This window comes from Chelativorans sp. ZYF759 (genome assembly GCF_012911015.1).
In the GTDB taxonomy this organism is placed as follows: Bacteria; Pseudomonadota; Alphaproteobacteria; order Rhizobiales; family Rhizobiaceae; genus ZYF759.
In genome coordinates this window covers 267842-291410 of the sequence record NZ_WVVV01000002.1, presented here as the reverse complement: position 1 = coordinate 291410, position 23569 = coordinate 267842, and the positions used below count along the sequence as shown (strand labels likewise).

Here is a 23569-nt window from a genome sequence, read left to right as displayed (position 1 = left end):
CCCCGCGCCGCCGGCGCGATCGCGCACATGACGCAAAGGCAATCTTCATATTCCGGTGCTAATGCACGCCCAAATCAGACAGGGGTTGCTTCATGTGGGGAGTTGGGGATGTGCTGATGCGCAGGCTCGAGACGATGTCCGTGCTGAGGCAAACCACGCTGATGGTGGGCGCGGCGCTGATGGGCGCAAACGCGCTGACGCTGCTCTTCTATTCCATCTTCTTCGAGGACAGGCTTCTCCTCGACCTGTTCTTCACGACGGTCATCGTGATCGTGCTCGGATATCCGCTGGGCTATCTCTTTATCGGCCAGAACGTGCGTCTGAGGACCGTGGCGGCGGAACTGGACCGGGTGTCGCGGATGGACGAACTGACCAACCTCGCCAACCGCCGCTGCTTCATGCACAAGACCGAAAGCCTCCTGCGCGAGAGTTCCGGCGGCGGCGCGCTTCTCTACATCGACGTCGACAACTTCAAGCAGCTGAACGATGCACACGGCCACGCCGTGGGCGACAGGGTGCTGCGCAGCCTGGGGGCGCTGATCTCCGCCAATGTCGGCAAGGACGCGGTCGCCGCGCGGATCGGCGGCGAGGAGTTCACCGTGTTCATGCCGGGGGCCGACATCTGGGCAGCGCAGTCGCTGGCCGAAAAGATCCGGCGGCGGGTGCGGGAGATGGCGCTTTCGGATCTGCCGGAGGTCGTGCAGTTCACCGTCAGCATCGGCATCGCGGTGCGCAAGCCGGGCCAGGGGCTCGAAACGCTGATGAACGAGGCCGATACTCACCTCTACGGCGCCAAACGCGCGGGGCGCGACAGGGTGGTCTGTGCCCTGCCTGGCGCAGCCTGACAGGCCAATCAGGCCCGTTGCCTCCAGTCCGCGCTTGATCTAAGCCTTGCCCGCGTTGGCCGGTCGGCCGGCGGAACAAGAAGAACACAAACGGGACGGACAACGCCTGATGGCCGGACTCGCCGCGCTGGCGACAGCCTATGTGCTGTCGCAATTCTACCGCACTTTCCTTGCCGTGCTGACGCCGGAACTGACGGTCCAGCTGGGCATGACCAATACCCAGTTGTCGGTCGCTTCGGGCGCATGGTTCGCGTCCTTCGCGCTCATGCAGTTCGCCGTCGGCGTGTCGCTCGACCGCTACGGCCCCCGGTTGACGGCGTCGGTGCTGCTGGCCGTGGGCGGGGGCGGTGGCGCGCTGCTCTTCGCGGCGGCCAGCCAGCCATGGATGGTGATCGCGGCCATGACGCTGATCGGCATCGGCTGTTCGCCGGTCCTGATGGCGTCGGTGTTCATCTTCGCGCGCAGCTTCAGTGCCGCCCGGCTTGCCATCCTGACGTCCTGGCTGATCGGTTTCGGTTCGGCCGGCAACGTGATCGGCGCCTCGCCGCTGGCGGCCGCGGCCGAAGCCTTTGGCTGGCGCGAGGTGATGATCGGCCTGGCAGCGATCACGCTGCTGAACGCGGTGGCGATCTTCTTCATCGTGCGCGATCCCGCGAAACTGCCCGAGGACGGTGTGGGCCGCGCCGGATTCGGCGGTTATATCGACCTCTTCAAGATCCGCACGCTCTGGCTGCTGTTGCCGCTGATCGCGATCAACTACGCCCCCGCCATGGGCATTCGCGGCCTGTGGGCGGGCCCCTATCTGCTCGAGGTCCACGGCGCGGAGTTGCTCTTCATCGGCCATGTCACGCTGATCATGGCGCTCGCCATGGTGGCCGGCAACTTCATTTACGGGCCGCTCGACACCTTCTTCCGGACGCGCAAATGGGTCGCTGTCGTGGGCAATCTCATCGGGCTCATGGCGCTTGTCACGCTGGCCATGATGCCGCTGGCGAGCGTGTGGACGGTGACGGTCCTGTTCGCGATCATTGGCGTGTCGGGTGCCTCCTACGGGCTTCTCATGGCGCATGGGCGCGCCTTCCTGCCGCCCGAACTGACCGGGCGGGGGGTCACGCTCCTGAACTTCTTCTCGATCGGCGGCGTGGGCGTGATCCAGTTCGCCACCGGAGGCGTCGTGGCGGCCGCCGCCGTGCCCGACGATCCCGTGCGGGCCTATGTCGCCCTGTTCGGCTTCTACGCGTTGCTGATGGCGGTGGCTCTATTCATCTTCCTGTTCGCGAAGGATGCGCGGCCCGAACAGACGACGAAGATCTGAAGCTCAGTCGGCCTCGCCCAGTATTTCGCGCAGGAACTCCAGGCTCGCCCCGGCCAGGCGGGTCGTCGTGGAAGGCGAACAGGCGTCGCCGGCAATCACATGATGGTTGGGGTCCTCGGAATCGCTGACAAGCAAGGTGCGCGTCGGGCCGCCCCAACGACCGATGACGGCGTGGGTGGCCCGTGGATCGACGACCTTGTCTTTGTCGGAGAAGACGAAGAGGGCGGGGATGGAGATGTCCTCCACACGGCTTGCAGCCGTCATGGCGACCGTTGCGGCGAGCGGAAGCAGGGCGTTCGTCGGGTAGGAGGTTGTCCACAGATGCGCCTGGAGCTCGTTCGTTGCGGTGAAGCCGCGCTGCGGACCCAGCAGCAGGCGGGCGATCTGCCCGCCCCAGGGGGCGGACAGCAGACCGGCACCGGCACCGTTGATTCGGTAGTTGGGCGAGATCAGGATCATCGCGGCGACATGTTCGGCGAGGTCCGGCCGGGTGGCGGCCCAGCTGGCGAGCGTGGCGCCGGTCGAGGCGGCGATCACCACCACGCGTTCGCCGATTGCGCGGCCGATGGCGAGGGCTTCCGCGGTATCATCTATCCAGTCTTCGGCCCTGACCGCGCCCATGGTGGGTCCATCCTGGCCATGGCCAGCCAGGCGGGTGTAGAACAGGTTGGCACCGAGATCGGCGGCAATCAGGTCGGGCAGGGGGCGCACTTCGCCCTTCGAGGCGGAAAAGCCGTGGATGTAGACGATGGATACGGGCGTGCGCGCGCGCGTCGCCGGATCGGCCCAGATGATCTCCCTGGCGAGCCCATCGCGGATGTCGGCATGTTCGCCTTCGCGCGCGGCGAGGTAGGTTTGCGGATCTGGGCCAATCGCGGCCGGGTCGAAGCGGACGTTCTGGTCCGCGACCGCCCGGGGTCCCAGGAGGTAGGCCACGGCGACCACCGCCAGTGCAAAGGCCGTCGCGTAGAACATGTGCCCCATCCTGGCCTCCGAAGAGGTTTTTTCCTGAAGACAGTTCGCCGGAGAACCACGAGCCCCCGCGCTTCGTAACAGGACAGACTTTAGCCCCAAGGCCCTGCATGTCCATCCCCGCCAAGACCCTGATCCAGTACGCCCTGCCGGCGGTGCCGCTCGCGGCGCTGACGCTGCCGCTCTACATCATCGTGCCGACCTTCTATTCCGAATCGCTGGGGCTGCCGCTGGCAAGCGTCGGCGCCGCGCTGCTGGCGGTGCGGCTCGCGGATGCGGTCAGCGACCCGATGATCGGATGGGTGGGCGACCGATGGCGACCCAGAATCGGGCGGCGCAAGGCGCTGTTCATGGTGTCGATTCCCATCTGTGCTCTGGCAGCGATCATGCTGTTCTGGCCGCCCGTGACCGCGGGTATCGGCTATGTGCTCCTCTGGGGGCTGGTGCTGTCGATCGGTTACACCGCGGCGATCCTGCCCTACCAGGCGTGGGGAGCGGAGATGGCGGGGCAGTACCGCGAACGCAGCCGTGTCGCCGGCTTCCGGGAAGGTTTTACGCTGGTCGGTACGCTGGTGGCGATCGCGCTGCCTTTCGCGATCGGTTTCGACGATCCCGACAGCCTGCACGGGCTTGCGATACTTGGACTGTCGGTGGCGGGGCTTCTGGTTCTCACCGGCGCCGTGACGGTGAGCCGGGTCGCCGAACCACGCGACCACTCGAAGACGCAGATCAGCCTGCGCGAAGGCCTGGCGGTCATGGCGGCGAACGCGCCGTTCCGCCGGTTCATCGTGGCCTATCTCTTCAACGGATTGGCCAATGCGGTGCCGGCGACGCTGTTTCTATATTTCGTATCCGACCGGCTTGGCGTGCCGGAAATGCGCGGGCCGCTGCTGTTTCTGTATTTCGCCTGCGGGCTGGCCGGCGTGCCGCTGGCGCTGGCTCTGGCGGGACGTTTCGGAAAACACCGTGCCTGGAGCGTGGCGATGATCGCCACCTGCGCAGTCTTCGCCACGGCTCCGCTCATCGGCGAGGGGAACGTGATCGCCTTCGCGCTGGTCTGCGTGGCGACCGGTCTCGCGCTCGGTTTCGACCTGTCGCTGCCGGCGTCGATCCAGGCCGACATCATCGACGAGGACACGGCGGCATCATCGGAACAGCGATCGGCACAATATTTCGCCGCGTGGAGCCTGACGACCAAGCTGGCGCTGGCGCTGGGGGTGGGCATCGCCTTTCCCCTTTTGTCGCTGTTCGGATTCGAACCCGGCGGCCAGAATGCGCCCGGATCTCTGATGGCGCTGGCGATCGTCTATGGCTGGGTGCCGATCGCGTTCAAGGGCGTGGCAATCTGGCTAATGTGGGGGTTCCCGCTGGACGAGGTCAGGCAGAAGGCCCTGCGCACACGCATCGAGGGGAACGAGCCGGCTATTTCGGCTTCTTCTTGATGCCGAAACGGCGCTGGTCCCACCCCGTCGCCTTGCGGATGATGCGGTGGTAGAGCATCTGCGGCAGGAAGGTGCCGGCTTTCAGCATCCAGGCCAGGCGGCGCGGGAAGACGATCTCGAAACCGCCGCGTGCGATGCCGTCAACGAATCTGGCGGAGGCCTTGTCGACCGCCATCAGCCCCGGCATGTCGAACTTGTTCTTTGCCGTCAGCGGCGTGTCGACGAAGCCCGGATTGACCACCTGAATGCGGATGTTGAGCTTGTCGAAATCGTATTTGAGCGACTGGGCCATGTTGTTCAGCGCGGCCTTGGTGGCACCATAGGCGGCAGCCGACGGCAAGCCGAAATAGGAGGTGACGGAACCCACCAGCACGACCTGCCCGAAACCGCGCTCGCGCATGCGGTCGACGACCGGCACGAGGCCGAAGACGACGCCGAACACGTTGACGCGGAAGGTGTTGATGAAATTGTCGGTTTCCAGCCGTTCGCCATGGGTCGGCGAATAGGTGCCGGCATTGAAGATGGCGAGCGCGATGGGTCCCGCCTGCTTCTCGATGCGGGCGACTGTGCGGTCCATTTCCTTTTCGTCGGTGACGTCGCAGGGCATGGCGAGGATGCGCAAGTTGCGGGTCGCGGCCTCCTGGGCCAGGGCTTCCAGATTTTCGGCGTCGCGCGCCGTTGCGGCAACCGTGTAGCCCTGGCCGGCAAGATCGAGCGCAAGCTGGCGACCGATGCCGGTGCTGGCTCCGGTAACCCAGGCCACGCCGTCGGCCGGTTTCGCGCGATAGAGCGTCATGTCGTCATGTTCCAAACAGGCGGTTGGCCAGAAGCCGTCAGATCACGCCCCGATAAGGTCGCTCAGGCGCTGGCGCAAGGTGCCGGTGAAACGCAATGGTGCGTCGGTGACGGCAAAACAGATGCACGGCCGCTCAAGATCGGCGACGGGGCGATGCTCGATCGATTCGTCGGCCACCGAGATGTCGCCGCGGCCGTAGCGGCCGACGACATCCGTAAAGGCCCCGTCCAGCACCAGCGTCAGCTCGGAACCCTCATGGGTGTGGGTGGGAATCGGCCGGCCGGGGCGGATCCAGAAAAGATTCACGTGGCAGCCGTCGACATCGCCCAGATCATATTCCTTGAACCCGGGGAGCTTGGTGCGCCAGGGAACATCATCCACGTTGAAGCCGATGAAGTCGCGCAGGGCGCGCGGGAACACACCATCGTCGGCCAGCGGGACCGCCTCGGCGGCTGCTTCGCTGTCGAGGATTGCGGCAAGCCGACGCTCGCGGTCCGACAGTTCGACGGCGCCGGTATCATCCAGCGTGCGGCCCGCCAGCTCTTCCATACCCCGCACGAACCGACGGTTGTCGGGCTTTAGCTCGAGGTGGGATTCGACAAGCACATGCGCGGGATACGGCAGGGAGCCCGCAACAAAGCGCGCCATCAGCGCGTCCATGGTATCGATTGTGTCGGCGGTCATGCTGCCCCAGCTTCCAATAATGTCATCATCTCGAAGCGCGACCGTGTTTCCTTGTCTTGCCGCGTCCTTGTGCCATATACGCCATGGAATTCAAAGCGGATCAGTGCCCTCCCGGCTTAGTCGGGTGAGGCAGTTTTTGCCATGATAGCGCGATAGCGGGGAAATGCTTTCTTGCATGTAGGAGGCTGGGTTCATAATTTCCAGCCCAGCAGGTTCGAGGGATATGGCATGAACAAATCGGTGATCGATGTGATCGGCAATACGCCGCTCATCAGGCTCAGGCGCGTCTCGGAACTGACGGGCTGCGAGATCCTCGGCAAGGCCGAGTTCATGAATCCCGGACAGTCGGTCAAGGACCGCGCTGCACTGTTCATCGTTCGCGATGCCGAGAAGAAGGGTCTCTTGAAGCCCGGCGGGGTGATCGTCGAGGGCACGGCCGGCAATACCGGCATCGGGCTGACGGTCGTCGGCAAGGCGCTCGGCTACCGCACGGTGATCGTGATCCCCGATACGCAGAGCCAGGAGAAGAAGGACGCGCTGCGGCTCCTCGGCGCCGAACTGCTGGAGGTGCCAGCGGTGCCGTACCGCAACCCGAACAATTACGTGAAGGTTTCCGGCCGGCTGGCGGAAAAGCTTGCGCAAAGCGAACCCAACGGGGCCATCTGGGCGAACCAGTTCGACAATGTCGCCAACCGTGACGGTCATGTCGAGACGACGGCCGAGGAGATCTGGCGCCAGAGCGACGGCAAGGTCGACGGGTTCGTCTGCGCCGTGGGCACGGGCGGCACGCTGGCCGGTGTTTCGGCCGGGCTGAAGGCCAAGAGCAACGCCGTGAAGATCGCCATCGCCGACCCGCTGGGGGCGGCGCTTCACAGCTACTACACGACGGGCGAACTGAAGTCGGAGGGCTCGTCGATCACCGAAGGTATCGGGCAGGGGCGCATCACGGCCAATCTCGAAGGCTTCACACCCGACTTCTCCTACCAGATCCCCGACGACGAGGCGCTGCCGATCGTCTTCGACCTGATCCAGGAAGAGGGATTGTGCCTCGGCGGGTCGAGCGGCATCAACATTGCCGGCGCGGTGCGGCTGGCGCGTGAGCTGGGGCCGGGCCACACCATCGTGACCATCCTGTGCGACTACGGCACCCGTTACCAGTCCAAGATGTTCAACCCCGACTTCCTGCGCGGCAAGGACCTGCCGGTGCCCGAATGGATGGAACGCACGCCCGACATCGCCATCCCCTTCGAGGATGTCGCGCCATGAGCGCGGGCGCCGCCCTGTTCCAGGACGATGCCTATCTGAAGCAGGCGACGGCGGCGGTCGTGGGCGTCAACGAGCGTGGCGGCATCCTGCTCGACCGCACCATCTTCTACGCCACCTCCGGCGGACAACCCGGCGACACAGGGCATTTCGAGCGCCAGGACGGATCGCGGATCGATATCGCGGCGACCATCACCGGCCAGTCCAAGGAAGAGATCATCCATGTGCCGGCGGCAGGTGAGCCGCTGCCGGAAGTCGGAGAGGTGCTGACGCTCAATATCGACTGGGAGCGGCGGCACAGGCTGATGCGCATGCACACGGCCTGTCACCTTCTGACCGTGGTCTGCCCTTATCCCATCACCGGCGCAGCGGTCGGCGAGGAGGACAGCCGGGTCGACTTCGACCTCCCCGATGCCGGGCTGACCAAGGAGGACGTCACGGCCAAGCTGATGGCGCTCGTGGCCGCCGACCATCCGATCTCCGTCAAATGGATCACGGACGGGGACCTGGTGGCCAATCCAACTCTTGTGAAGTCCAAGAATGTACGCCCGCCGGCTGGCTCCGGCCGCATCAGGCTGGTGGCGATCGGCGCCTCGGGCGAGATCGACAGCCAGCCCTGCGGCGGGACCCATGTCGCAAGCACCGGCGAGGTGGGCGAGGTCCATATCGGCAAGATCGAAAAGAAGGGCAGGGAGAACCGGCGTTTCCGGCTTCGCTTCGGCCCACCCCCCGCCGCCTGAGGAGACAGCCCATGCAGCCCACCAGCCCCTTCGTCGTTTCTGCCGACTGGCTTCAGGAGAGGCTGGGCGCGCCCGGCACCATCGTCATCGACGCTTCATGGTACCTGCCGGCGCAGGGCCGCGATGCGCGCGCCGAGTTCGATGAAGGGCACATTCCGGGGGCGATCTTCTTCGATCATGACGAGGTGGTCGAACCGGGCGCGGACCTTCCGCATACGCTGCCGAGCCCCCGCCACTTCGCGCAATATGCGGGTTCGATGGGCATCTCCAGCCGCGACACGGTGATCGTCTATGACGGGCCGGGATTCTTCTCGGCGCCGCGCGTGTGGTGGATGTTCCGCGTGATGGGGGTCGAGAACGTCTATCTCCTCGACGGTGGGCTGGATGGCTGGAAGGAGGCGGGTCGGCCCGTGACGGCCGAGCAGACCAAGACGGCGGGCTGTCTCTTCGAAGTCGATTTCGACAACAAGCGCGTGGCCGGGCTGGAAGACATGCGGCATATCGTGGAAACGGGCGAGGCACAGATCGCCGATGCCCGGTCGCCTGGCCGCTTTACCGGCGTGGAGCCGGAGCCGCGTCCCGGCATGCGCTCGGGTCACATGCCGGGAGCGAAGAACTTGCCCTTCCTCAACCTGGTCGAGAACGGCCATCTGCGGCCACCCGAGGAGCTGAAGCGGGTCTTCGCGGAAGCCGGCATCGATCTACAAAGGCCCGTCGTGACGTCCTGCGGCTCCGGTGTGACCGCGGCGGTGATCACGCTGGCCCTGGAAACAGTCGGCCACACCGACAACCGGCTCTATGACGGCTCCTGGTCGGAATGGGGCGGCCTGCAGGATACGCCAGTCGCGACCGGCGAGGCATGAGGATGGCGGAGGCGGGGATCATCGAGCCGATCGAGGTCACGGTCACCTATCTGGAGATGACGAAGCCGCCGACGCGCTATCCGCCCCTGCCCCTCGGTGCCCAGATCGCGGTCCTGCGGGTGAAGGACATCCCGCTTCACTATTACCGCTACCTGATGGACCGGGTGGGCCGCAAATGGCACTGGGTCAATTCGCTGCGGCTCGACGACGAAGAGCTTTCGGCGGCCATCCATTCGGAGAGCCGCGACATTAGGGTCTTCTATCTCGACGGCGCACCGGCCGGCTTTTTCGATCTCGGCACGGAACGGAAGGGCGCGGTGGAACTGGTGTTCTTCGGCATGATGCCGCATGCGATCGGGCGCGGCTTCGGGCGCTGGTTCCTGGGCGCGGCGATCGAGGCGGCATGGGCGCACCATCCCGAGAAGGTGATCGTGCAGACCTGCACGCTCGATCACCCGAGCGCGCTGGCGCTGTACCAGAAGATGGGCTTCGTGCCGGTCGCCCAGTCGCAGGAGCGGGTCGTGCCGCTTGGCGACCGGGAACGTGCGGACATCCTGTTCCGGCCCTGAACAAAAATGGCCCGCCGGTGGTGCAGACCGGCGGGCCGTTTCTCCGCGCAGGAGGAAGAGACGCGGAGGGAGGAATCAGGCCGCGATCGCGGTGCGCGGCTCCGCCAATTCGTAGCCCAGCGCCTCGGCCACGGCGGCATTGGTGACGCGGCCCTTGTGCACGTTGAGCCCGTTTCTCAGATGCGTGTCGTCCATCAGCGCCTTCATGCCGCGATCGGCCAGCTGCAGGCCGTAATGCAGGGTGGCGTTGTTGAGGGCGGCGGCGGACGTGACCGGCACCGCGCCCGGCATGTTGGCCACGCAATAATGCACGATGCCGTCGACCTCGTAGGTCGGCTCGGCATGGGTGGTGGCGTGGCTGGTCTCGAAGCAGCCCCCCTGGTCGATGGCGACGTCGACCATCACCGCGCCGGTCTTCATGCCCGACAGCATCTCGCGGCTGACGAGTTTCGGCGCCGCAGCACCCGGAATCAGCACCGCGCCCACCACCATGTCGGCCGAGAAGCACTCTTCCTCGATGGCCTCGACGGTGGAATAGCGCGTATGGATGCGACCGTTGAAGATGTCGTCGAGCTGGCGCAGGCGCGGGATCGAACGGTCGATGATGGTGACGTCGGCGCCGAGCCCGACGGCCATCTTGGCGGCATTGAGACCGACTACACCGCCGCCGATCACCGTCACCTTGGCGGGCAGGACGCCGGGCACGCCGCCAAGCAGGATACCGCGCCCGCCATGGGCCTTCTGCAGCGCGGTGGCGCCGGCCTGGATGGCGAGGCGTCCGGCGACTTCCGACATCGGGGCAAGCAGCGGCAGGCCGCCGCGCTCGTCGGTGACGGTTTCGTAGGCGATGGCGGTCACGCCCGAGGCCAACAGACCCTTGGTCTGCTCCGGATCAGGCGCCAGATGCAGGTAGGTGTAGAGAATCTGCCCTTCGCGCAGCTGCACCCATTCCGAGGGCTGCGGCTCCTTGACCTTCACGATCATGTCCGACTTGGCGAACACGTCTTCGGCCGCAGCCGCGATGCGTGCGCCGGCGGCGCGGTAGGCGTTGTCGTCGGCCCCGATGCCTGCGCCGGCGCCGGTTTCCACCAACACCTCATGGCCATGGGCCACATATTCGCGCACGGCGCCGGGGGTCAGTCCGACGCGGTATTCGTGGTTCTTGATCTCTTTCGGGCACCCGATGCGCATGTTCTGCCAACTCCTCCGGATTATCGGCCAAGAATACCGCAACGGCAGCCGAAGGAGCTTGCAAAGCAGGCTGGTCGAGGGCCGGATTTCCGTGCATTCTTGCGCGGAAAAGGGTGAAACGAGGATTATTCGGCGCATGGGCCAGCACGACCGCATCGATGTCGCGATTCTGGAGGCGCTGCAGGCCGATGGGCGTCTGCCGAACGCGGCCCTTGCCGAAAAGGTGGGGCTGTCGCAGTCGGCCTGTTCGCGCCGACTGGATCGGCTGGAGAAGGAAGGCTTCATCAAGGGATATCACGCGCGGCTCTCGAATGCCGCGCTCGGCTACAGGATGACGGCCATCGTGCACATCTCGCTGTCGGGACAGTTCGAGAAGACGCTGGCGGATTTCGAGGCGGCGGTGAAGCGCTGCCCGAATGTCCTCTCGTGCCACCTGATGTCGGGGGAGTATGATTACATCCTGCGCATCGCGGCCAAGGACCTGCAGGATTACGAGCGCATCCACAAGGAATGGCTCACCGCGATGCCGCATGTGACGCGGATCAATTCCTCGTTCGCGTTGCGCGAGATCGTCGACCGCACGAATGTCGGCATGAAGCCGGAACTGGGCTAGCGTCGGGGCGAGGGGGCCGGGCGGTCGATATCCGGCTGGACACATGCAAGCCCAGGCGCGACACTGCGGCCGCGGGGACAGGCGACCAGAAAACTCTTCAGGAGAGGCATCATGGCACGAACCCATTCACTTTCGCGCAGAACATTCCTTGCCGGTGCCAGTGCCGCCGGCGCGCTGATCATGCTGCACCCCTTTTCGCTGCGCGCTGCCGCCAACCAGGCACATCTGAGGATCATGGAGACGACGGATCTTCATGTTCACGTCTTTCCCTACGACTACTACGCCGACCGCGAGAACCACACGATGGGCGTGGCGCGCACGGCCACCATCATGGACGAGATCCGGGCCGAGGCGACCAATTCGCTGCTGCTCGACAATGGCGACTTCCTGCAGGGCAACCCGATGGGCGACTACTACGCCTATGAGCGCGGCATGCAGGATGGCGACGTCCATCCGATCATGAAGGCGATGAACGTCTTGGAGTTCGATGCCTCCACGCTCGGCAACCATGAGTTCAATTACGGGCTCGACTTCATGTTCAAGGTGCTGGACGGCGCCGATTTCCCGATCGTCTGCGCCAATGTCGCGCGCGGCAGCCTGGCCGAGAACCCGCGCGACGACGACCTGATCCTGCCGCCCTATGTCATTCTCGACCGCACGGTGACCGACGGCGCCGGCGAGGAACACCCGATCCGCATCGGCCTGATCGGCTTCGTCCCGCCGCAGATCATGACCTGGGACTCGCGTCACCTGGAAGGCAACGTGTCGGCGCGCGACATGGTCAAGGCCGCCGAGGCATGGGTGCCGCAGATGCGCGAGGAAGGCGCCGACATCGTGGTCGCGCTTTCGCATTCGGGCGTAGGCCCGGCCGCGTACCAGGAAAACCTCGAGAACGCCTCGCTGCAGATCGCGATGATCGACGGCGTCGACGTGATCCTGACCGGGCACAGCCATCTGGCCTTCCCCGGCCCGCAATTCGAGGGTGTCGACGGCGTCGACATCGCGTCGGGCACGATCGGCGGCAAGCCGGGCGTCATGGGCGGATTCTGGGGCTCGCATCTGGGCCTTGTCGACCTGATGCTGGAGCGCGACGGCAATGAATGGCGCGTCGTGGGTTCCACCAGCGAGGTGCGGCCGATCTCCGAACGCGTCGACGGCCAGACGCGGCCACTGGTCGAAAGCAAGGCGGAGGTCGAGGAGGCGGTGCGCGAGGACCACGAGGCAACCATCGCCTATGTCGGCCAGCCGGTCGGCGAGACGTCGGCCGCGCTGCATTCCTTCTTTGCGCTGGTGGCCGACGATCCTTCCGTGCAGATCGTTTCCAACGCCCAGACCTGGTACATCGAGGACATGTTGAGCGGCACCGAACATGCCGGCATCCCGGTGCTATCGGCGGCGGCACCGTTCAAGGCGGGCGGTCGCGGCGGGCCCGAATATTTCACCGAGGTGCCGCCGGGCGCGGTCGCCATTCGCAACGTGGCCGATCTCTATCTCTATCCCAACACCGTCCAGGCGGTCCTGATCAACGGTGCGCAGGTGAAGGAGTGGCTGGAGATGTCGGCCGGCATCTTCAACCAGATCGAGCCTGGAGCGAGCGACCAGCCGCTCATCAATGAGGACTTCCCGTCCTACAATTTCGACGTCATCGACGGGGTGACCTACGGGATCGACCTTAGCCAGCCGCCGAAATACTCGCCGCGCGGCGAGCTCATCAATGCGGATTCCAGCCGCATCGTCGATCTGGAATTCGAGGGCCAGCCGATCGACCCGGAGCAGCAATTCGTCGTCGCCTCCAACAATTACCGCGCCGGCGGTGGCGGCAGTTTCCCCGAGATCGGCCCCGACAAGGTGATCTTCGAGGCGCCCGATACCAATCGCGACGTCATCGTGCGCTACATCGTCGAGCAGGGCACGATCAACCCTTCGGCCGACGGCAATTGGGGCTTTGCGCCGATGGAGGGCACGACGGTGCTGTTCGAGACGGGCCCGCGTGCCTCCGCCTTCATCGGCGAGGTCGAGGGCGTCGCCATCGAGGAGGCGGGGGAAGGCGAGGACGGCTTCGCCCGCTTCCGCATCACGCTATAGGTTGATGGGACGGGAGGATCGCCCTGCGCGGTCCTCCCGTCCCGCGATTGGTGGGAGGACCAGTCCATGAGTGTTGCTGTCGGAAAGGTGTTCCTAGCTGCTTTCCTGGTGCTGGCCGCAGTACCCGCTCAGGCGCAGGAGAGGGTGAAAGTGAGGATCGGCATGTCGATGTCGCAGATCCAGGACTACCTCAGGAGCGAGTGCACCAGGCTGATCATCGGTGAAAGGGAGGGCGAGCAGTTCATCTCCTGCGATTTGCCGGAAGGCGGGCTCATCACCGCGAACCTTTCGCCGAAGGATCGCATCACCTATTCGGTCTACCGGGAAACCAACGACAGGTTGTGGCCCGAGGAATTCGCCAGGGCCGTTGCGGCCGAACTCGGTTTCGAGGGTGCTGGTGAACAATGCATGGTCCACAGGGATGCGAGCCTCTGCTGGAGCAGGGGCACGACACGGCTGTGGGTCTACCTCGACCGCGACTCGGCCGGCCGGCTTGCCGCGTTTCAAAGTGACGATGACATGAAAGCGGCGGACGCCCGCTAAAGGCAGGGGCTCAGGCCCGGTACACCACCTGCCGCACGTCGATATATCTGGCGCGGAAACCTGCTTCGCAATAATGCAGGTAGAACTCCCACATGCGCTTGAAACGGTCGTCGAAGCCGAGCGGCCGGATCCGGTCCCACGATGCCCAGAAACGCTCGCGCCATTCCGCGAGCGTGCGCGCATAGTCATGCGGGAAAATGCGGTCGCGGGCGTAGGTGAGGCCGAACTGGTCGCCAAGCGTGCGAAGGCGCTCGGGCGAGGGCAGCATGCCGCCGGGAAAGACATAGCGCTGGATGAAATCCGGACGGGCGCGGTAGGCGTCGAAGGCTTCGTCCTTGATGGTGATGATCTGAAGCCCGGCCGCCCCGTCCGCCTTGAGGCATTCCTTCATCTTGGAAAAAAAGACGGGCCAGTGCTTCTCGCCGACCGCCTCGAACATCTCGATGGAGGCGATGCGATCGTATCGGCCGGTCTCGTCGCGATAATCCTGAAACTTGATGTCGACCTTATCGGCCAGACCGGCCTTCTGGATACGCGCGCTGGCGAAATCATGCTGCTCGCGGCTGATGGTGAGGCCGGTGACCTTGCAGCCGATCTCGCGCGCGGCGAATTCGGCAAAACCGCCCCAGCCGCAGCCGATCTCGAGAACATGGTCGTTCGGCCCGATGCCCGTATCCTGGGCGAGCGCGCGGTATTTCGCGGCCTGCGCGCTTTCCAGATCGTTGGCGCCATTCGCATACAGCGCCGAGGAATAGGTCATCGAGGGATCGAGCCATTCGCGATAGAAGGTGTTGCCCAGATCGTAATGGGCCGAGATGTTGCGCCTGGACCCCGAACGCGTGTTGTCGTTCAACCAGTGGCGCACGCGCTCGACCGCAGTCAGGAGCCAGTTGGCGCCGCCGGCGATCTTCTCGCCGGCCTCTTCGTTGACGACGAACAGCTCGAGAAAGGCGGTGACGTCGGGGCTCTCCCAGTCGCCATCCATGTAGGATTCGGCCACGCCGATGGTTGCGCCGGAAAATGCGCGGCGTGGCAGGTTCCAGTTCTTCAGGATTATCTCGGCATGGGGGCCGGGTGCGTTGCCGCCGACTTCCATCACCTTGCCCTCGGGCGTGTGGACCACCAGCGTGCCCTTGGGCAGTTTCATGCCGACGGACAGCGCCAGCCTGGCCTTGGCGGGCAGGCCACGGGTTACCTCTGCGAAATTGCGGTCATCGAGCCGGACAGGTGCGGCCTGGGGAGAGGGAGAGGCGGTGGTGTCGGTCATTTCATAAAACCTGCTCATGCTGCGCCGTCCCGCCGACGCGATGATCCTTCTATTCACCAGGACGGAAAGCCCCTTCCTGATCGTGGAAACTAACCGGCTCCGGCGGCGGCGGAGAGGTATGGAAAGTCGCTCCTTTCAGCCAGATTTTCAAGGCTTGCCAGTGGATTGCGTAAACAACCTTCCACGTCATCAAGGGCGTGCGGGCCAGGGCGCGCAGGAGGGAGGCAGTGGTGAAGGCTTTTTCCTCTCCGACGAAGGTGGCCGCGAGCAGCGGTTCGCCGGCTTCGGTTTCGTGGATTCGCACGCGGACGGCCTTGCCCGGTGGCAGGATACGGAAATTGTACCGCGCGCCGAGCGGGATGAAGGGGGAGACATGGAAGATCTTGGTGCGCTGCTGGCGCAGACCCGCCTCGCTCAACTCGCCCTCCTCAACCTTCGCGACGTAGGAATGACGTTCGCCAAAGGTGTTGCGCACACGGTAGATGACGGCGAGAAGCCCGCCGTCGCGCCCATAGGCGAAGAAGACAGAGATGGGATTGAAGACGTAGCCCAGCATGCGGGGATAGGCCAGGAGCAGGATGCGTGCCGCCGGCTCGGCCAGTCCCGACTTTGCCAGAAGACGGTCCGCCATCGCGCGCAGGCCTTCGCCCTCGATCTCGGCATGGTCGGCCTCGTGGAAGGAGAGGAGGCCTGCCCGGTTCACCCGGAAAAGCGGCGAGGCCCTGCCGGCTTCTTCCAGGCGATCGAGGTCGATCAGCAGGGAGAACACCTTGTAGGTGAAGCGATGGCTGAAGGGCTTCATGCGGGCGTGCATCACTTCGCCGGGATAGAGCGCGACAGCGGCCCCGGGGGGAGCCCCGTTGTCCGTCATAGTGGTGATGCGTCGTGCAAGCGCCATAATCGCCGATCCTACTCCGCCGCTTCGGCGAGTTCCACATCGGCAATCGGAGCCGCGCGCCAGGGGATCGTGGCGCCCAGCCCGCGGGCCGCGTCGAGACCCGAGCGCAGCCCGTCCTCGTGGAAGCCGAATCCGGTCCAGGCGCCGGCGAACCAGGTGCGACGATGACCCTGGATCTCGCCAAGCCGGGCCTGGGCCGAGATCGCGGCGGCATCGAATTGCGGGTGGGCGAAGGACCACTCACCGAAGGTCAGTTCGGCGCGCGGCTCGATCACCGGGTTGAGCGAGACGAATAGCGGCGTGGAATGGTCTATGCCCTGCAGCTCGTTCATCCAGTAGGTGACGCAGACTTCGGGCTCTTCCTCCCCGCGCGAGGAGCGCAGATAGTTCCAGGCAGACCAGACGCCCCGGCGTTTCGGCATCAGACGGGGATCGCGGTGGAGAACGACGCGGTTCGGGCGATACTGGACGGATGAGAGGATGGTGGTCTCGACCGGCGATGCATCGCCCAGCATGGCCAGTGTCTGGTCGGAGTGCCCGGCGAGCACGACGGCGTCGAAACGTTCCGGCTCCCGGTCCTTCGCCCAGAGTGTGACGCCAAGCGCGTCGCGGATGACGGTCTCGACCGGCGTGGCCAGCCGGACCTTGCCTGCAAGCGGGGCCAGCAGCTTTTCCAGGTAATTGCGCGAGCCGCCAGAGACGGTGCGCCAGACCGGGCGCTCCTCGTGAATCAGGCGGTGGTTCTCGAAGAAGGTGACGAAGGTGGAGGCCGGGAATTCCAGCATCTTGACGCGCGGGGTCGACCAGATCGCGGCGGCCATGGGAATGAGGTAGTTGTCGCGGAATGCGCTGGAAAAGCGGCATTCGGCCAAATAGGAGCCGATGGAATGGCCGGCGAGCCGGCCCGCATCCCGGTCGACCACGCAGGTCCGGTTGAAGCGCATGATCTCCGACAGCATGCGCAGAAAGGACGGCGACAGGGCATTAAGCGGCTGGGCAAAAATGGAACGGTAGGATTGGCCGCTCCATTCCAGCCGGCCCTCGTCGAGCGACAGACCGAAACCCATGCGGCTTTCATGCGTGGCCACGCCGAGATGGGCGAACATGGAAGTGAGATCGGGATAGTTGAGCTCGTTGTAGACGATGAAGCCGGTGTCCACCGGCACGGAGATGCCGTCATAGTCCACGTCGACGGTCGCGGTATGGCCGCCGGCGCGACGCTCGGCCTCGTAGAGCGTCACGTTGGCTGTGGCAGACAGTGCCCAGGCGGCCGAGGCGCCCGCTATGCCCGATCCGACGACCGCGATCTTCTGCCTGCCGTCCTCGGCACGGGACAAGGGGACGATATTCATGATGCCTCTTTCACTTTGTCATATGCCGCAAGGGCGCGACCGCGCGCCTCGCCATGGTCCACGATGGGGCAAGGATAATTCCTGCCGAGTTCAATCCCCGCTCTGTCGAGCGCGTCCTTGCCGGCTGCCCAAGGCTTGTGAAGGCTGCGATCGGGCAGGTCCTTCACCTCTTCGACGAAGGCCCGGACATAATCGCCCCGAGGATCGAATTTTTCGCCCTGGAGGATGGGGTTGAAGATGCGGAAATAGGGCGCGGCATCGGCGCCCGAGCCTGCCACCCATTGCCAGCTGGCGGCGTTGTTGGCCGGGTCGGCATCAACCAGCGTGTCCCAGAACCAGGCCTCGCCCTCGCGCCAGTCGATCATCAGGTGCTTGATCAGAAAGGAAGCCGCGACCATGCGCACCCGGTTGTGCATCCAGCCCGTGCGCCACAGCTGCCGCATCCCGGCATCGACGATGGGATAACCGGTGCGGCCTCTTCGCCAGTCCTGGAGGTCGTCGGCCTTACCCTGCCACGAAAAGGCGTCGAAATCGGCATTAAAGTTCCGGGTGGCCAGATCGGCGTTGTGATGAAGGAGGTGCCAGGAGAATTCACGCCAGGCGACCTCCTTGAGAAATTTCTCGGCATCACGTGCCTGGATGCCAGTCTTCTGCGTGACGGCGTGCCAGATCTGATAGGGGGTGATCTCGCCATGGGTCAGGTAAGGGGAGAGGCGCGAGGTCGCGGGCTTGTCGGGCCTGTCCCGGTCATCGGCATACCCTTCGATCTCGCCGTCCAGGAATTCGGCAAGGCGCTCCTGGGCGGCAGCCTCGCCCGGGGCCCAGCTCTCGCGCAGACCGCCGGCCCAGTCGGGCGTGGTCGGCAGCAGCGTCCAGTCCGAAAGCTCTTCCGAGCCGGGTGTCCTTGAAGGTGCCTTCAGTTTCCCGGGAGCATCGACGGGCGGGCGGGGATCGCCCTGCGCGCAGAGTGCGCGCCAGAACGGGCTGTAGACACGGTAATAGCCGCCCGAGCCGGTCTTGACCTGCCACGGCTCGTGCAACAGGTGCCCCTCGAAACTCTCCGCCTCAACACCCGCCTGCCTGAGCGCCGCCTTCATGCGGCGGTCGGCCGCCATGCCGGGCGGATCGTAACGCCGGTTCCAGAACACGGCAGCGGCGCCGGTCTCATCCGCCAGAGCGGGGACGATCTCGTCCATCCTGCCCCTTCGCAGGATGAGCGGCGCACCAAGCCTGTCCAGCGACGCCGCGAGTGCTTCGAGCGAATGGTGCAGCCACCAGCGGCGCGCGCCGCCGATCGGACGTGTTCCCTCCGAATCCTCGTCGAAGACGAAAACGGGGATGACCGTCTCGAAGTTTTCAGCGGCTGCAGACAGGGCGCGGTTGTCTTCTATGCGCAGATCGTGCCGGAAAAGCACGATCGCGGTCTGGTTTGCGTCGCTTTGGGGGGAAGTGGTCATGAGGCGGGCGGGTCTGCTTTCGGCAGTCTCGTTGTAACGGAAGGTCATACGCCCGGACGGGCCATCTGGATTTGCCGGAAGCGGCGTTCGGGCAAATCCTTCTGCGGGGGTGCGGATGAGCCATGTCTTGCCTCGGGGCGGCTATTGGTCTAGCGAAATGGCGACACCGAACAGCCTCGAGACAGCCCCTACATGACCCTCGTCGACACACGCCTGCCCGATCCGAAGCGCCTGATCTCCGGGGCCACCGGAGATTGGGAAATCACTATCGGCATGGAGATCCACGCGCAGGTCACGTCGAACTCGAAACTGTTCTCGGGCGCGTCCACGAGTTTCGGATCGGAGCCGAATTCCAATGTGAGCCTTGTCGATGCGGCGATGCCCGGCATGCTGCCGGTGATCAACGAGGAATGCGTCAAGCAGGCCATCCGCACCGGCATCGGGCTGAAGGCCGAGATCAATCACCGCTCGGTTTTCGACCGCAAGAACTACTTCTATCCCGACCTGCCGCAGGGCTACCAGATATCGCAGTACAAGCAGCCGATCGTGGGCGAGGGGGTGGTGACCGTCTCCGTCGGGCCGGACCGACAGGGCAATTTCGAGGATATCGAGGTCGGCATCGAGCGCCTGCATCTGGAACAGGATGCCGGCAAGTCGCTGCACGACCAGCACCCTGCCATGTCCTATGTCGACCTGAACCGTTCCGGCGTGGCGCTGATGGAGATCGTGTCGAAACCCGATCTGCGCTCCTCGGACGAGGCCAAGGCATTCGTGACCAAGCTCAGGACCATCCTGCGCTATCTGGGCACCTGCGACGGCAACATGGAGGAGGGCTCGCTGCGCGCCGACGTCAACGTGTCGGTGCGCAAGCCCGGCGGTGAATTCGGCACGCGCTGCGAGATCAAGAACGTCAACTCGATCCGCTTCATCGGCCAGGCGATCGAATATGAAGCGCGCCGCCAGATCGGCATTCTGGAGGATGGCGGCAAGATCGATCAGGAGACACGGCTCTTCGACCCGCACAAGGGCGAAACACGCTCGATGCGCTCGAAGGAAGAGGCGCACGACTATCGCTACTTCCCCGATCCGGACCTCTTGCCGCTGGAATTCGACCAGGCCTATGTCGACGCTCTGGCCGAGGGGCTTCCCGAGCTGCCGGACGACAAGAAGGCGCGTCTCATCGCCTCGCTTGGACTGTCGGCCTACGATGCCTCTGTGCTCGTCTCCGACAAGGCGATCGCCGATTATTTCGAGAAGGTGGCGGAGGGTCGCGACGGCAAGATGGCGGCCAACTGGGTCATCAACGATCTGCTGGGCGCGCTCAACAAGGCCGGCCGGGACATCGACGAGTCGCCACTCTCGCCCGATCAGCTCGGCGGTATCATCGAGCTGATCAAGGACGGCGTCATTTCGGGCAAGATCGCCAAGGATCTGTTCGAGATCGTCTGGAACGAGGGCGGTGACCCGAAAGTGCTGGTGGAAGAACGCGGCCTCAAGCAGGTCACCGACACCGGGGCGATCGAGAAGGCCGTCGACGACGTGATTGCCGCCAATCCCGACAAGGTCGAGCAGGCGAAGGCCAAGCCGACCATGGCCGGCTGGTTCGTCGGGCAGGTGATGAAGGCCACCGGCGGCAAAGCCAATCCGCAGGCCGTCAACGAACTGGTCAAGGCAAAGCTCGGCATCGAAGAGTAGGCCGCGACGGGCCGGAACATCCAGAACGTCAGACGCTTAGAAGGTCCCCAACCAAGGAGACCTTCCATGGCCTATACTGACCGCAATACCGGCACCGACGTCGAGACGGACGAAACCGCCCGCCTCATCGCTTCCAACCGCGTCGAAGGCACCGCCGTCTACGATCGCCAGGGCGAGCGCCTCGGCGACGTCTACAACTTCATGGTCGACAAACATTCAGGCCAGGTTGCCTACGCGGTGATGAGCTTCGGCGGCTTCCTGGGCATTGGCGAGAGCTACCACCCGCTGCCGTGGAAATCGCTCGACTACAGCAAGGACATGGGTGGCTATGTCGTTGATGTGACCCGCGAACAGCTCGAGGGCGCACCCCGTTACGGCCGCGAGGAAGACCCGTGGCGGGACCCGGCCTATGGCCGTACCGTGCACGATCATTACGGCGTCCCCTACGTCTGATCGGTCAAAAAACTGGTCCCGCCGGCTCCCCACGCCGTCGGGGTCGGCGGGAACAACGCGCCTGGCGGCGCGTTCGCCTGCCAGAGGTTCACATCCAAGGAGCAAGACCAAATGGCCGAACAAGGCGACATCGAGCGCGTGTGGAAACTGATGCAGAAGATCGGCATCTGCATGCTGGCGAGCCACGACGGAAAGCTGATCCGCGGCCGCCCCATGGCCGCGCATGTCGAGCGTGACGAGCACTGCATCTATTTCCTCACCGACGCCGAGAGCCACAAGGACGAGGAGATCTCGCGCGACCCCACCGTGGCGCTCTTCTTCGCCGATACGAGCGGGCAGAATTATGTGTCGCTTTCGGGCGATGCCGTGGTTTCCAACGACCGCGCCAAGATCAAGGAACTCTGGTCGACCCCGGCAAAGGCCTGGTGGGACGATCCGGACGACCCGTCGATCCGCGTGCTGAAGGTGACGCCGCGCGATGCGCAGTACTGGGACGGACCCGGCACGATCGTCGCCTATGCCAAGATGGCCGTGGCCGCGATGACCTCCGGGGCGCCCGACATGGGCGATCAGGCCAAGGTCCGCATGTGACCTGACGCCCGGATTTTCTTCCACCCAACAAAAAAGGGCCGCGCTGTCGCCAGCGCGGCCCCTTTTTCGTCCGGGAGGATCAGACGGAGTAGTACATCTCGAACTCGATCGGATGCGGGGTCATCTCGAAGCGGAGGACCTCGGCCATCTTCAGCTCGATATAGGCATCGATCTGGTCGTCGTCGAACACGCCGCCGGCCTTCAGGAAGCCGCGGTCCTTGTCGAGGCTCTGCAGGGCCTCGCGCAGGCTGGCGCAGACAGTCGGGATCTTCTTGAGCTCCTTCGGCGGCAGGTCGTAGAGATCCTTGTCCATGGCGGCGCCCGGGTGGATCTTGTTCTTGATGCCGTCGAGACCGGCCATCAGCATCGCCGCGAATGCGAGATACGGATTGGCGGTCGGATCGGGGAAGCGGACTTCGACGCGCTTGGCCTTCGGCGACGTGCCGAACGGGATGCGGCAGGATGCCGAGCGGTTGCGTGCCGAATAGGCCAGCAGGACCGGAGCCTCGAAGCCGGGGACCAGACGCTTGTAGGAGTTGGTCGACGGGTTGGTGAAGGCGTTGAGCGCCTTGGCGTGCTTGATGATGCCGCCGATGTAATAGAGGCAGGTCTCCGACAGGCCGGCATATTCATTGCCCGCGAAAGTCGGCTTGCCGTCCTTCCAGATCGACTGGTGCACGTGCATGCCCGAGCCGTTGTCGCCATAGATCGGCTTCGGCATGAAGGTGGCCGTCTTGCCATAGGCATTGGCGACCTGGTGGATGACGTATTTGTAGATCTGCATCTTGTCGGCGTTGCGCGTCAGCGCGTCGAACTTGATGCCGAGCTCGTGCTGGGCGGCCGCCACTTCGTGGTGGTGCTTCTCGACGACGACACCCATTTCGGACATGACCGAGAGCATCTCGGAGCGCATGTCCTGGCCCGAATCGATCGGCGGGACGGGGAAGTAGCCGCCCTTGACGCGCGGGCGGTGGCCCATGTTGCCGGTCTCGTATTCGGCATCGTCATTGGAGGGCAGCTCGGTCGAATCGAGCTTGAAACCGGTGTTGTAGGGATCGGCCTTGTACTTGACGTCGTCGAACACGAAGAACTCGGCCTCGGGGCCGACATAGATCGTGTCGCCCACGCCTTCGGCCTTCATATAGGCCTCGGCCTTCTTGGCCGTGCCGCGCGGATCGCGATTGTAGGACTCGCCCGAGACCGGATCGAGAATGTCGCACACGATCACCATGGTCGACTGCGCGAAGAACGGGTCCATATGGGCCGTCTCGGTGTCGGGCATCAGCACCATGTCGGATTCATTGATGGCCTTCCAGCCGGCGATCGAGGAGCCGTCGAACATCACGCCGTCGGCGAACATGTCCTCGTCGACCGCGACGACGTCCATCGTGACGTGCTGCATCTTGCCCTTCGGGTCGGTGAAGCGCAGGTCGACGAACTTCACGTCGTTGTCCTTGATCTGCTTCAGAATGTCATTGGCTGTGGTCATGTGTTTTTCCTGTGATGACAAAGTGCAAACTTGATTGGCCCGATGCTCAGATGGCGTCGAGACCGGTTTCCCCCGTACGGATGCGCACGACTTCCTCGACATTGGTGACGAAGATCTTGCCGTCGCCGATGCGGCCCGTCTGGGCAGCCTTGCGGACGGCTTCGATGGCCTGTTCGACCTGCTCGTCGCCCAGCACCACCTCGATCTTCACCTTGGGCAGGAAGTCGACGACATACTCGGCCCCCCGGTAGAGTTCCGTGTGGCCCTTCTGGCGCCCGAAACCCTTGGCCTCGGTGACGGTGATGCCCTGAAGGCCGACCTCCTGGAGAGCCTCCTTCACCTCATCGAGCTTGAAGGGTTTTATGATCGCCTCGATCTTTTTCATGCGAGAATGGCCTCCGATGGGATAGAAAACAGGTCTTGGGACCCGTTTCAGGTAAAATGAA

General features: G+C 64.6%; 23 protein-coding genes. 13 read left to right on the top strand and 10 right to left on the bottom strand.

All coding sequences use genetic code 11. From position 1 onward, the window contains the following. The first annotated feature begins 116 nt into the window (after positions 1 to 116). Together GRZ55_RS05300 and GRZ55_RS05295 are read left to right on the top strand one after the other, a co-directional pair. Positions 117 to 845, top strand: coding sequence for a GGDEF domain-containing protein (locus GRZ55_RS05300; protein ID WP_210257226.1), 729 nt, complete (start codon positions 117 to 119; stop codon positions 843 to 845). 109 nt (positions 846 to 954) lie between these two features. Further along, entirely contained in the window at positions 955 to 2160 is a 1206-nt protein-coding gene (locus GRZ55_RS05295) for an MFS transporter (RefSeq protein ID WP_169285850.1), read from the top strand. 3 nt (positions 2161 to 2163) lie between these two features. On the opposite strand, the gene GRZ55_RS05290 is transcribed toward GRZ55_RS05295, so the two are convergent. After that, positions 2164 to 3135: a carboxylesterase gene (locus GRZ55_RS05290; RefSeq protein ID WP_306785593.1), complete on the bottom strand. Its 972-nt coding sequence runs from the start codon at positions 3133 to 3135 to the stop codon at positions 2164 to 2166. A gap of 107 nt (positions 3136 to 3242) precedes the next feature. Between GRZ55_RS05290 and GRZ55_RS05285 the strand changes: the two genes are divergently transcribed. Then, entirely contained in the window at positions 3243 to 4574 is a 1332-nt protein-coding gene (locus GRZ55_RS05285; protein ID WP_169285848.1) for an MFS transporter, read from the top strand. Here the strand turns inward: GRZ55_RS05285 and GRZ55_RS05280 are convergent. After that, the gene (locus GRZ55_RS05280; protein WP_169285847.1) at positions 4555 to 5370 is read right to left on the bottom strand and encodes an SDR family NAD(P)-dependent oxidoreductase; all 816 of its coding nucleotides are present in this window, start codon (positions 5368 to 5370) and stop codon (positions 4555 to 4557) included. The genes GRZ55_RS05285 and GRZ55_RS05280 overlap by 20 nt on opposite strands. Positions 5371 to 5412: 42 nt before the next feature. Then, entirely contained in the window at positions 5413 to 6054 is a 642-nt protein-coding gene (locus GRZ55_RS05275; protein WP_169285846.1) for a ChrR family anti-sigma-E factor, read from the bottom strand. Positions 6055 to 6282: 228 nt separating this feature from the next. On the opposite strand from GRZ55_RS05275, the gene GRZ55_RS05270 reads away from it, so the two are divergent. From GRZ55_RS05270 to GRZ55_RS05255, 4 genes are read left to right on the top strand one after another with little or no spacing between them, the layout of a single operon-like run. Further along, positions 6283 to 7320 carry a cysteine synthase A gene (locus GRZ55_RS05270; protein ID WP_169285845.1) on the top strand — a complete coding sequence of 346 codons (1038 nt, stop codon included), beginning with the start codon at positions 6283 to 6285 and terminating at the stop codon, positions 7318 to 7320. Then, positions 7317 to 8057 carry an alanyl-tRNA editing protein gene (locus GRZ55_RS05265; RefSeq protein ID WP_169285844.1) on the top strand — a complete coding sequence of 247 codons (741 nt, stop codon included), beginning with the start codon at positions 7317 to 7319 and terminating at the stop codon, positions 8055 to 8057. Before GRZ55_RS05270 ends, GRZ55_RS05265 begins: the two co-directional genes overlap by 4 nt. Positions 8058 to 8068: 11 nt before the next feature. Continuing rightward, positions 8069 to 8920 (top strand): 3-mercaptopyruvate sulfurtransferase, encoded by an 852-nt coding sequence (gene sseA / locus GRZ55_RS05260; RefSeq protein WP_169285843.1) that lies wholly within the window; start codon positions 8069 to 8071, stop codon positions 8918 to 8920. Further along, positions 8917 to 9489: a GNAT family N-acetyltransferase gene (locus tag GRZ55_RS05255; RefSeq protein ID WP_169285842.1), complete on the top strand. Its 573-nt coding sequence runs from the start codon at positions 8917 to 8919 to the stop codon at positions 9487 to 9489. The genes sseA and GRZ55_RS05255 overlap by 4 nt, the downstream gene beginning before the upstream one ends. Positions 9490 to 9564: 75 nt before the next feature. Here the strand turns inward: GRZ55_RS05255 and ald are convergent, their stop codons facing one another. After that, positions 9565 to 10680: an alanine dehydrogenase gene (gene ald, locus GRZ55_RS05250; RefSeq protein ID WP_169285841.1), complete on the bottom strand. Its 1116-nt coding sequence runs from the start codon at positions 10678 to 10680 to the stop codon at positions 9565 to 9567. A gap of 136 nt (positions 10681 to 10816) precedes the next feature. Between ald and GRZ55_RS05245 the strand changes: the two genes are divergently transcribed. From GRZ55_RS05245 to GRZ55_RS05235, 3 genes are all read left to right on the top strand, one after another. Then, a complete protein-coding gene (locus GRZ55_RS05245) occupies positions 10817 to 11293 on the top strand; it encodes an Lrp/AsnC family transcriptional regulator (protein WP_169285840.1) in 477 nt (158 codons plus the stop codon). Between the two features lie 111 nt (positions 11294 to 11404). After that, the gene (locus tag GRZ55_RS05240) at positions 11405 to 13378 is read left to right on the top strand and encodes a bifunctional 2',3'-cyclic-nucleotide 2'-phosphodiesterase/3'-nucleotidase (RefSeq protein ID WP_169285839.1); all 1974 of its coding nucleotides are present in this window, start codon (positions 11405 to 11407) and stop codon (positions 13376 to 13378) included. Positions 13379 to 13444: 66 nt separating this feature from the next. Beyond that, positions 13445 to 13921 (top strand): hypothetical protein, encoded by a 477-nt coding sequence (locus GRZ55_RS05235; RefSeq protein ID WP_169285838.1) that lies wholly within the window; start codon positions 13445 to 13447, stop codon positions 13919 to 13921. A gap of 10 nt (positions 13922 to 13931) precedes the next feature. On the opposite strand, the gene GRZ55_RS05230 is transcribed toward GRZ55_RS05235, so the two are convergent. The 4 genes from GRZ55_RS05230 to GRZ55_RS05215 are packed head-to-tail and all read right to left on the bottom strand — an operon-like array spanning position 13932 to position 18895. Continuing rightward, on the bottom strand, positions 13932 to 15206 hold the full coding sequence (locus GRZ55_RS05230; protein WP_246734528.1) for a cyclopropane-fatty-acyl-phospholipid synthase family protein: 1275 nt from the start codon (positions 15204 to 15206) through the stop codon (positions 13932 to 13934). Between the two features lie 31 nt (positions 15207 to 15237). Next, positions 15238 to 16086, bottom strand: coding sequence for a DUF1365 domain-containing protein (locus tag GRZ55_RS05225; protein WP_169285837.1), 849 nt, complete (start codon positions 16084 to 16086; stop codon positions 15238 to 15240). An 11-nt stretch (positions 16087 to 16097) separates the two neighbouring features. Then, the gene (locus GRZ55_RS05220; protein WP_169285836.1) at positions 16098 to 17438 is read right to left on the bottom strand and encodes an NAD(P)/FAD-dependent oxidoreductase; all 1341 of its coding nucleotides are present in this window, start codon (positions 17436 to 17438) and stop codon (positions 16098 to 16100) included. Then, a complete protein-coding gene (locus tag GRZ55_RS05215) occupies positions 17435 to 18895 on the bottom strand; it encodes a deoxyribodipyrimidine photo-lyase (RefSeq protein WP_169285835.1) in 1461 nt (486 codons plus the stop codon). Before GRZ55_RS05215 ends, GRZ55_RS05220 begins: the two co-directional genes overlap by 4 nt. A 192-nt stretch (positions 18896 to 19087) precedes the next feature. Between GRZ55_RS05215 and gatB the strand changes: the two genes are divergently transcribed. The 3 genes from gatB (at position 19088) to GRZ55_RS05200 (ending at position 21634) form a co-directional block, all read left to right on the top strand. Then, positions 19088 to 20590: an Asp-tRNA(Asn)/Glu-tRNA(Gln) amidotransferase subunit GatB gene (gatB, locus tag GRZ55_RS05210; RefSeq protein WP_169285834.1), complete on the top strand. Its 1503-nt coding sequence runs from the start codon at positions 19088 to 19090 to the stop codon at positions 20588 to 20590. A 66-nt stretch (positions 20591 to 20656) separates the two neighbouring features. After that, entirely contained in the window at positions 20657 to 21043 is a 387-nt protein-coding gene (locus GRZ55_RS05205) for a PRC-barrel domain-containing protein (RefSeq protein ID WP_169285833.1), read from the top strand. A gap of 111 nt (positions 21044 to 21154) precedes the next feature. Then, positions 21155 to 21634, top strand: a complete 480-nt coding sequence (locus GRZ55_RS05200) for a pyridoxamine 5'-phosphate oxidase family protein (protein ID WP_169285832.1) — start codon at positions 21155 to 21157, stop codon at positions 21632 to 21634. 79 nt (positions 21635 to 21713) lie between these two features. Here the strand turns inward: GRZ55_RS05200 and glnA are convergent, their stop codons facing one another. Beyond that, positions 21714 to 23123 (bottom strand): type I glutamate--ammonia ligase, encoded by a 1410-nt coding sequence (gene glnA, locus GRZ55_RS05195; RefSeq protein WP_169285831.1) that lies wholly within the window; start codon positions 23121 to 23123, stop codon positions 21714 to 21716. 46 nt (positions 23124 to 23169) lie between these two features. Then, on the bottom strand, positions 23170 to 23508 hold the full coding sequence (locus GRZ55_RS05190) for a P-II family nitrogen regulator (protein ID WP_169285830.1): 339 nt from the start codon (positions 23506 to 23508) through the stop codon (positions 23170 to 23172). Positions 23509 to 23569: the final 61 nt, after the last annotated feature.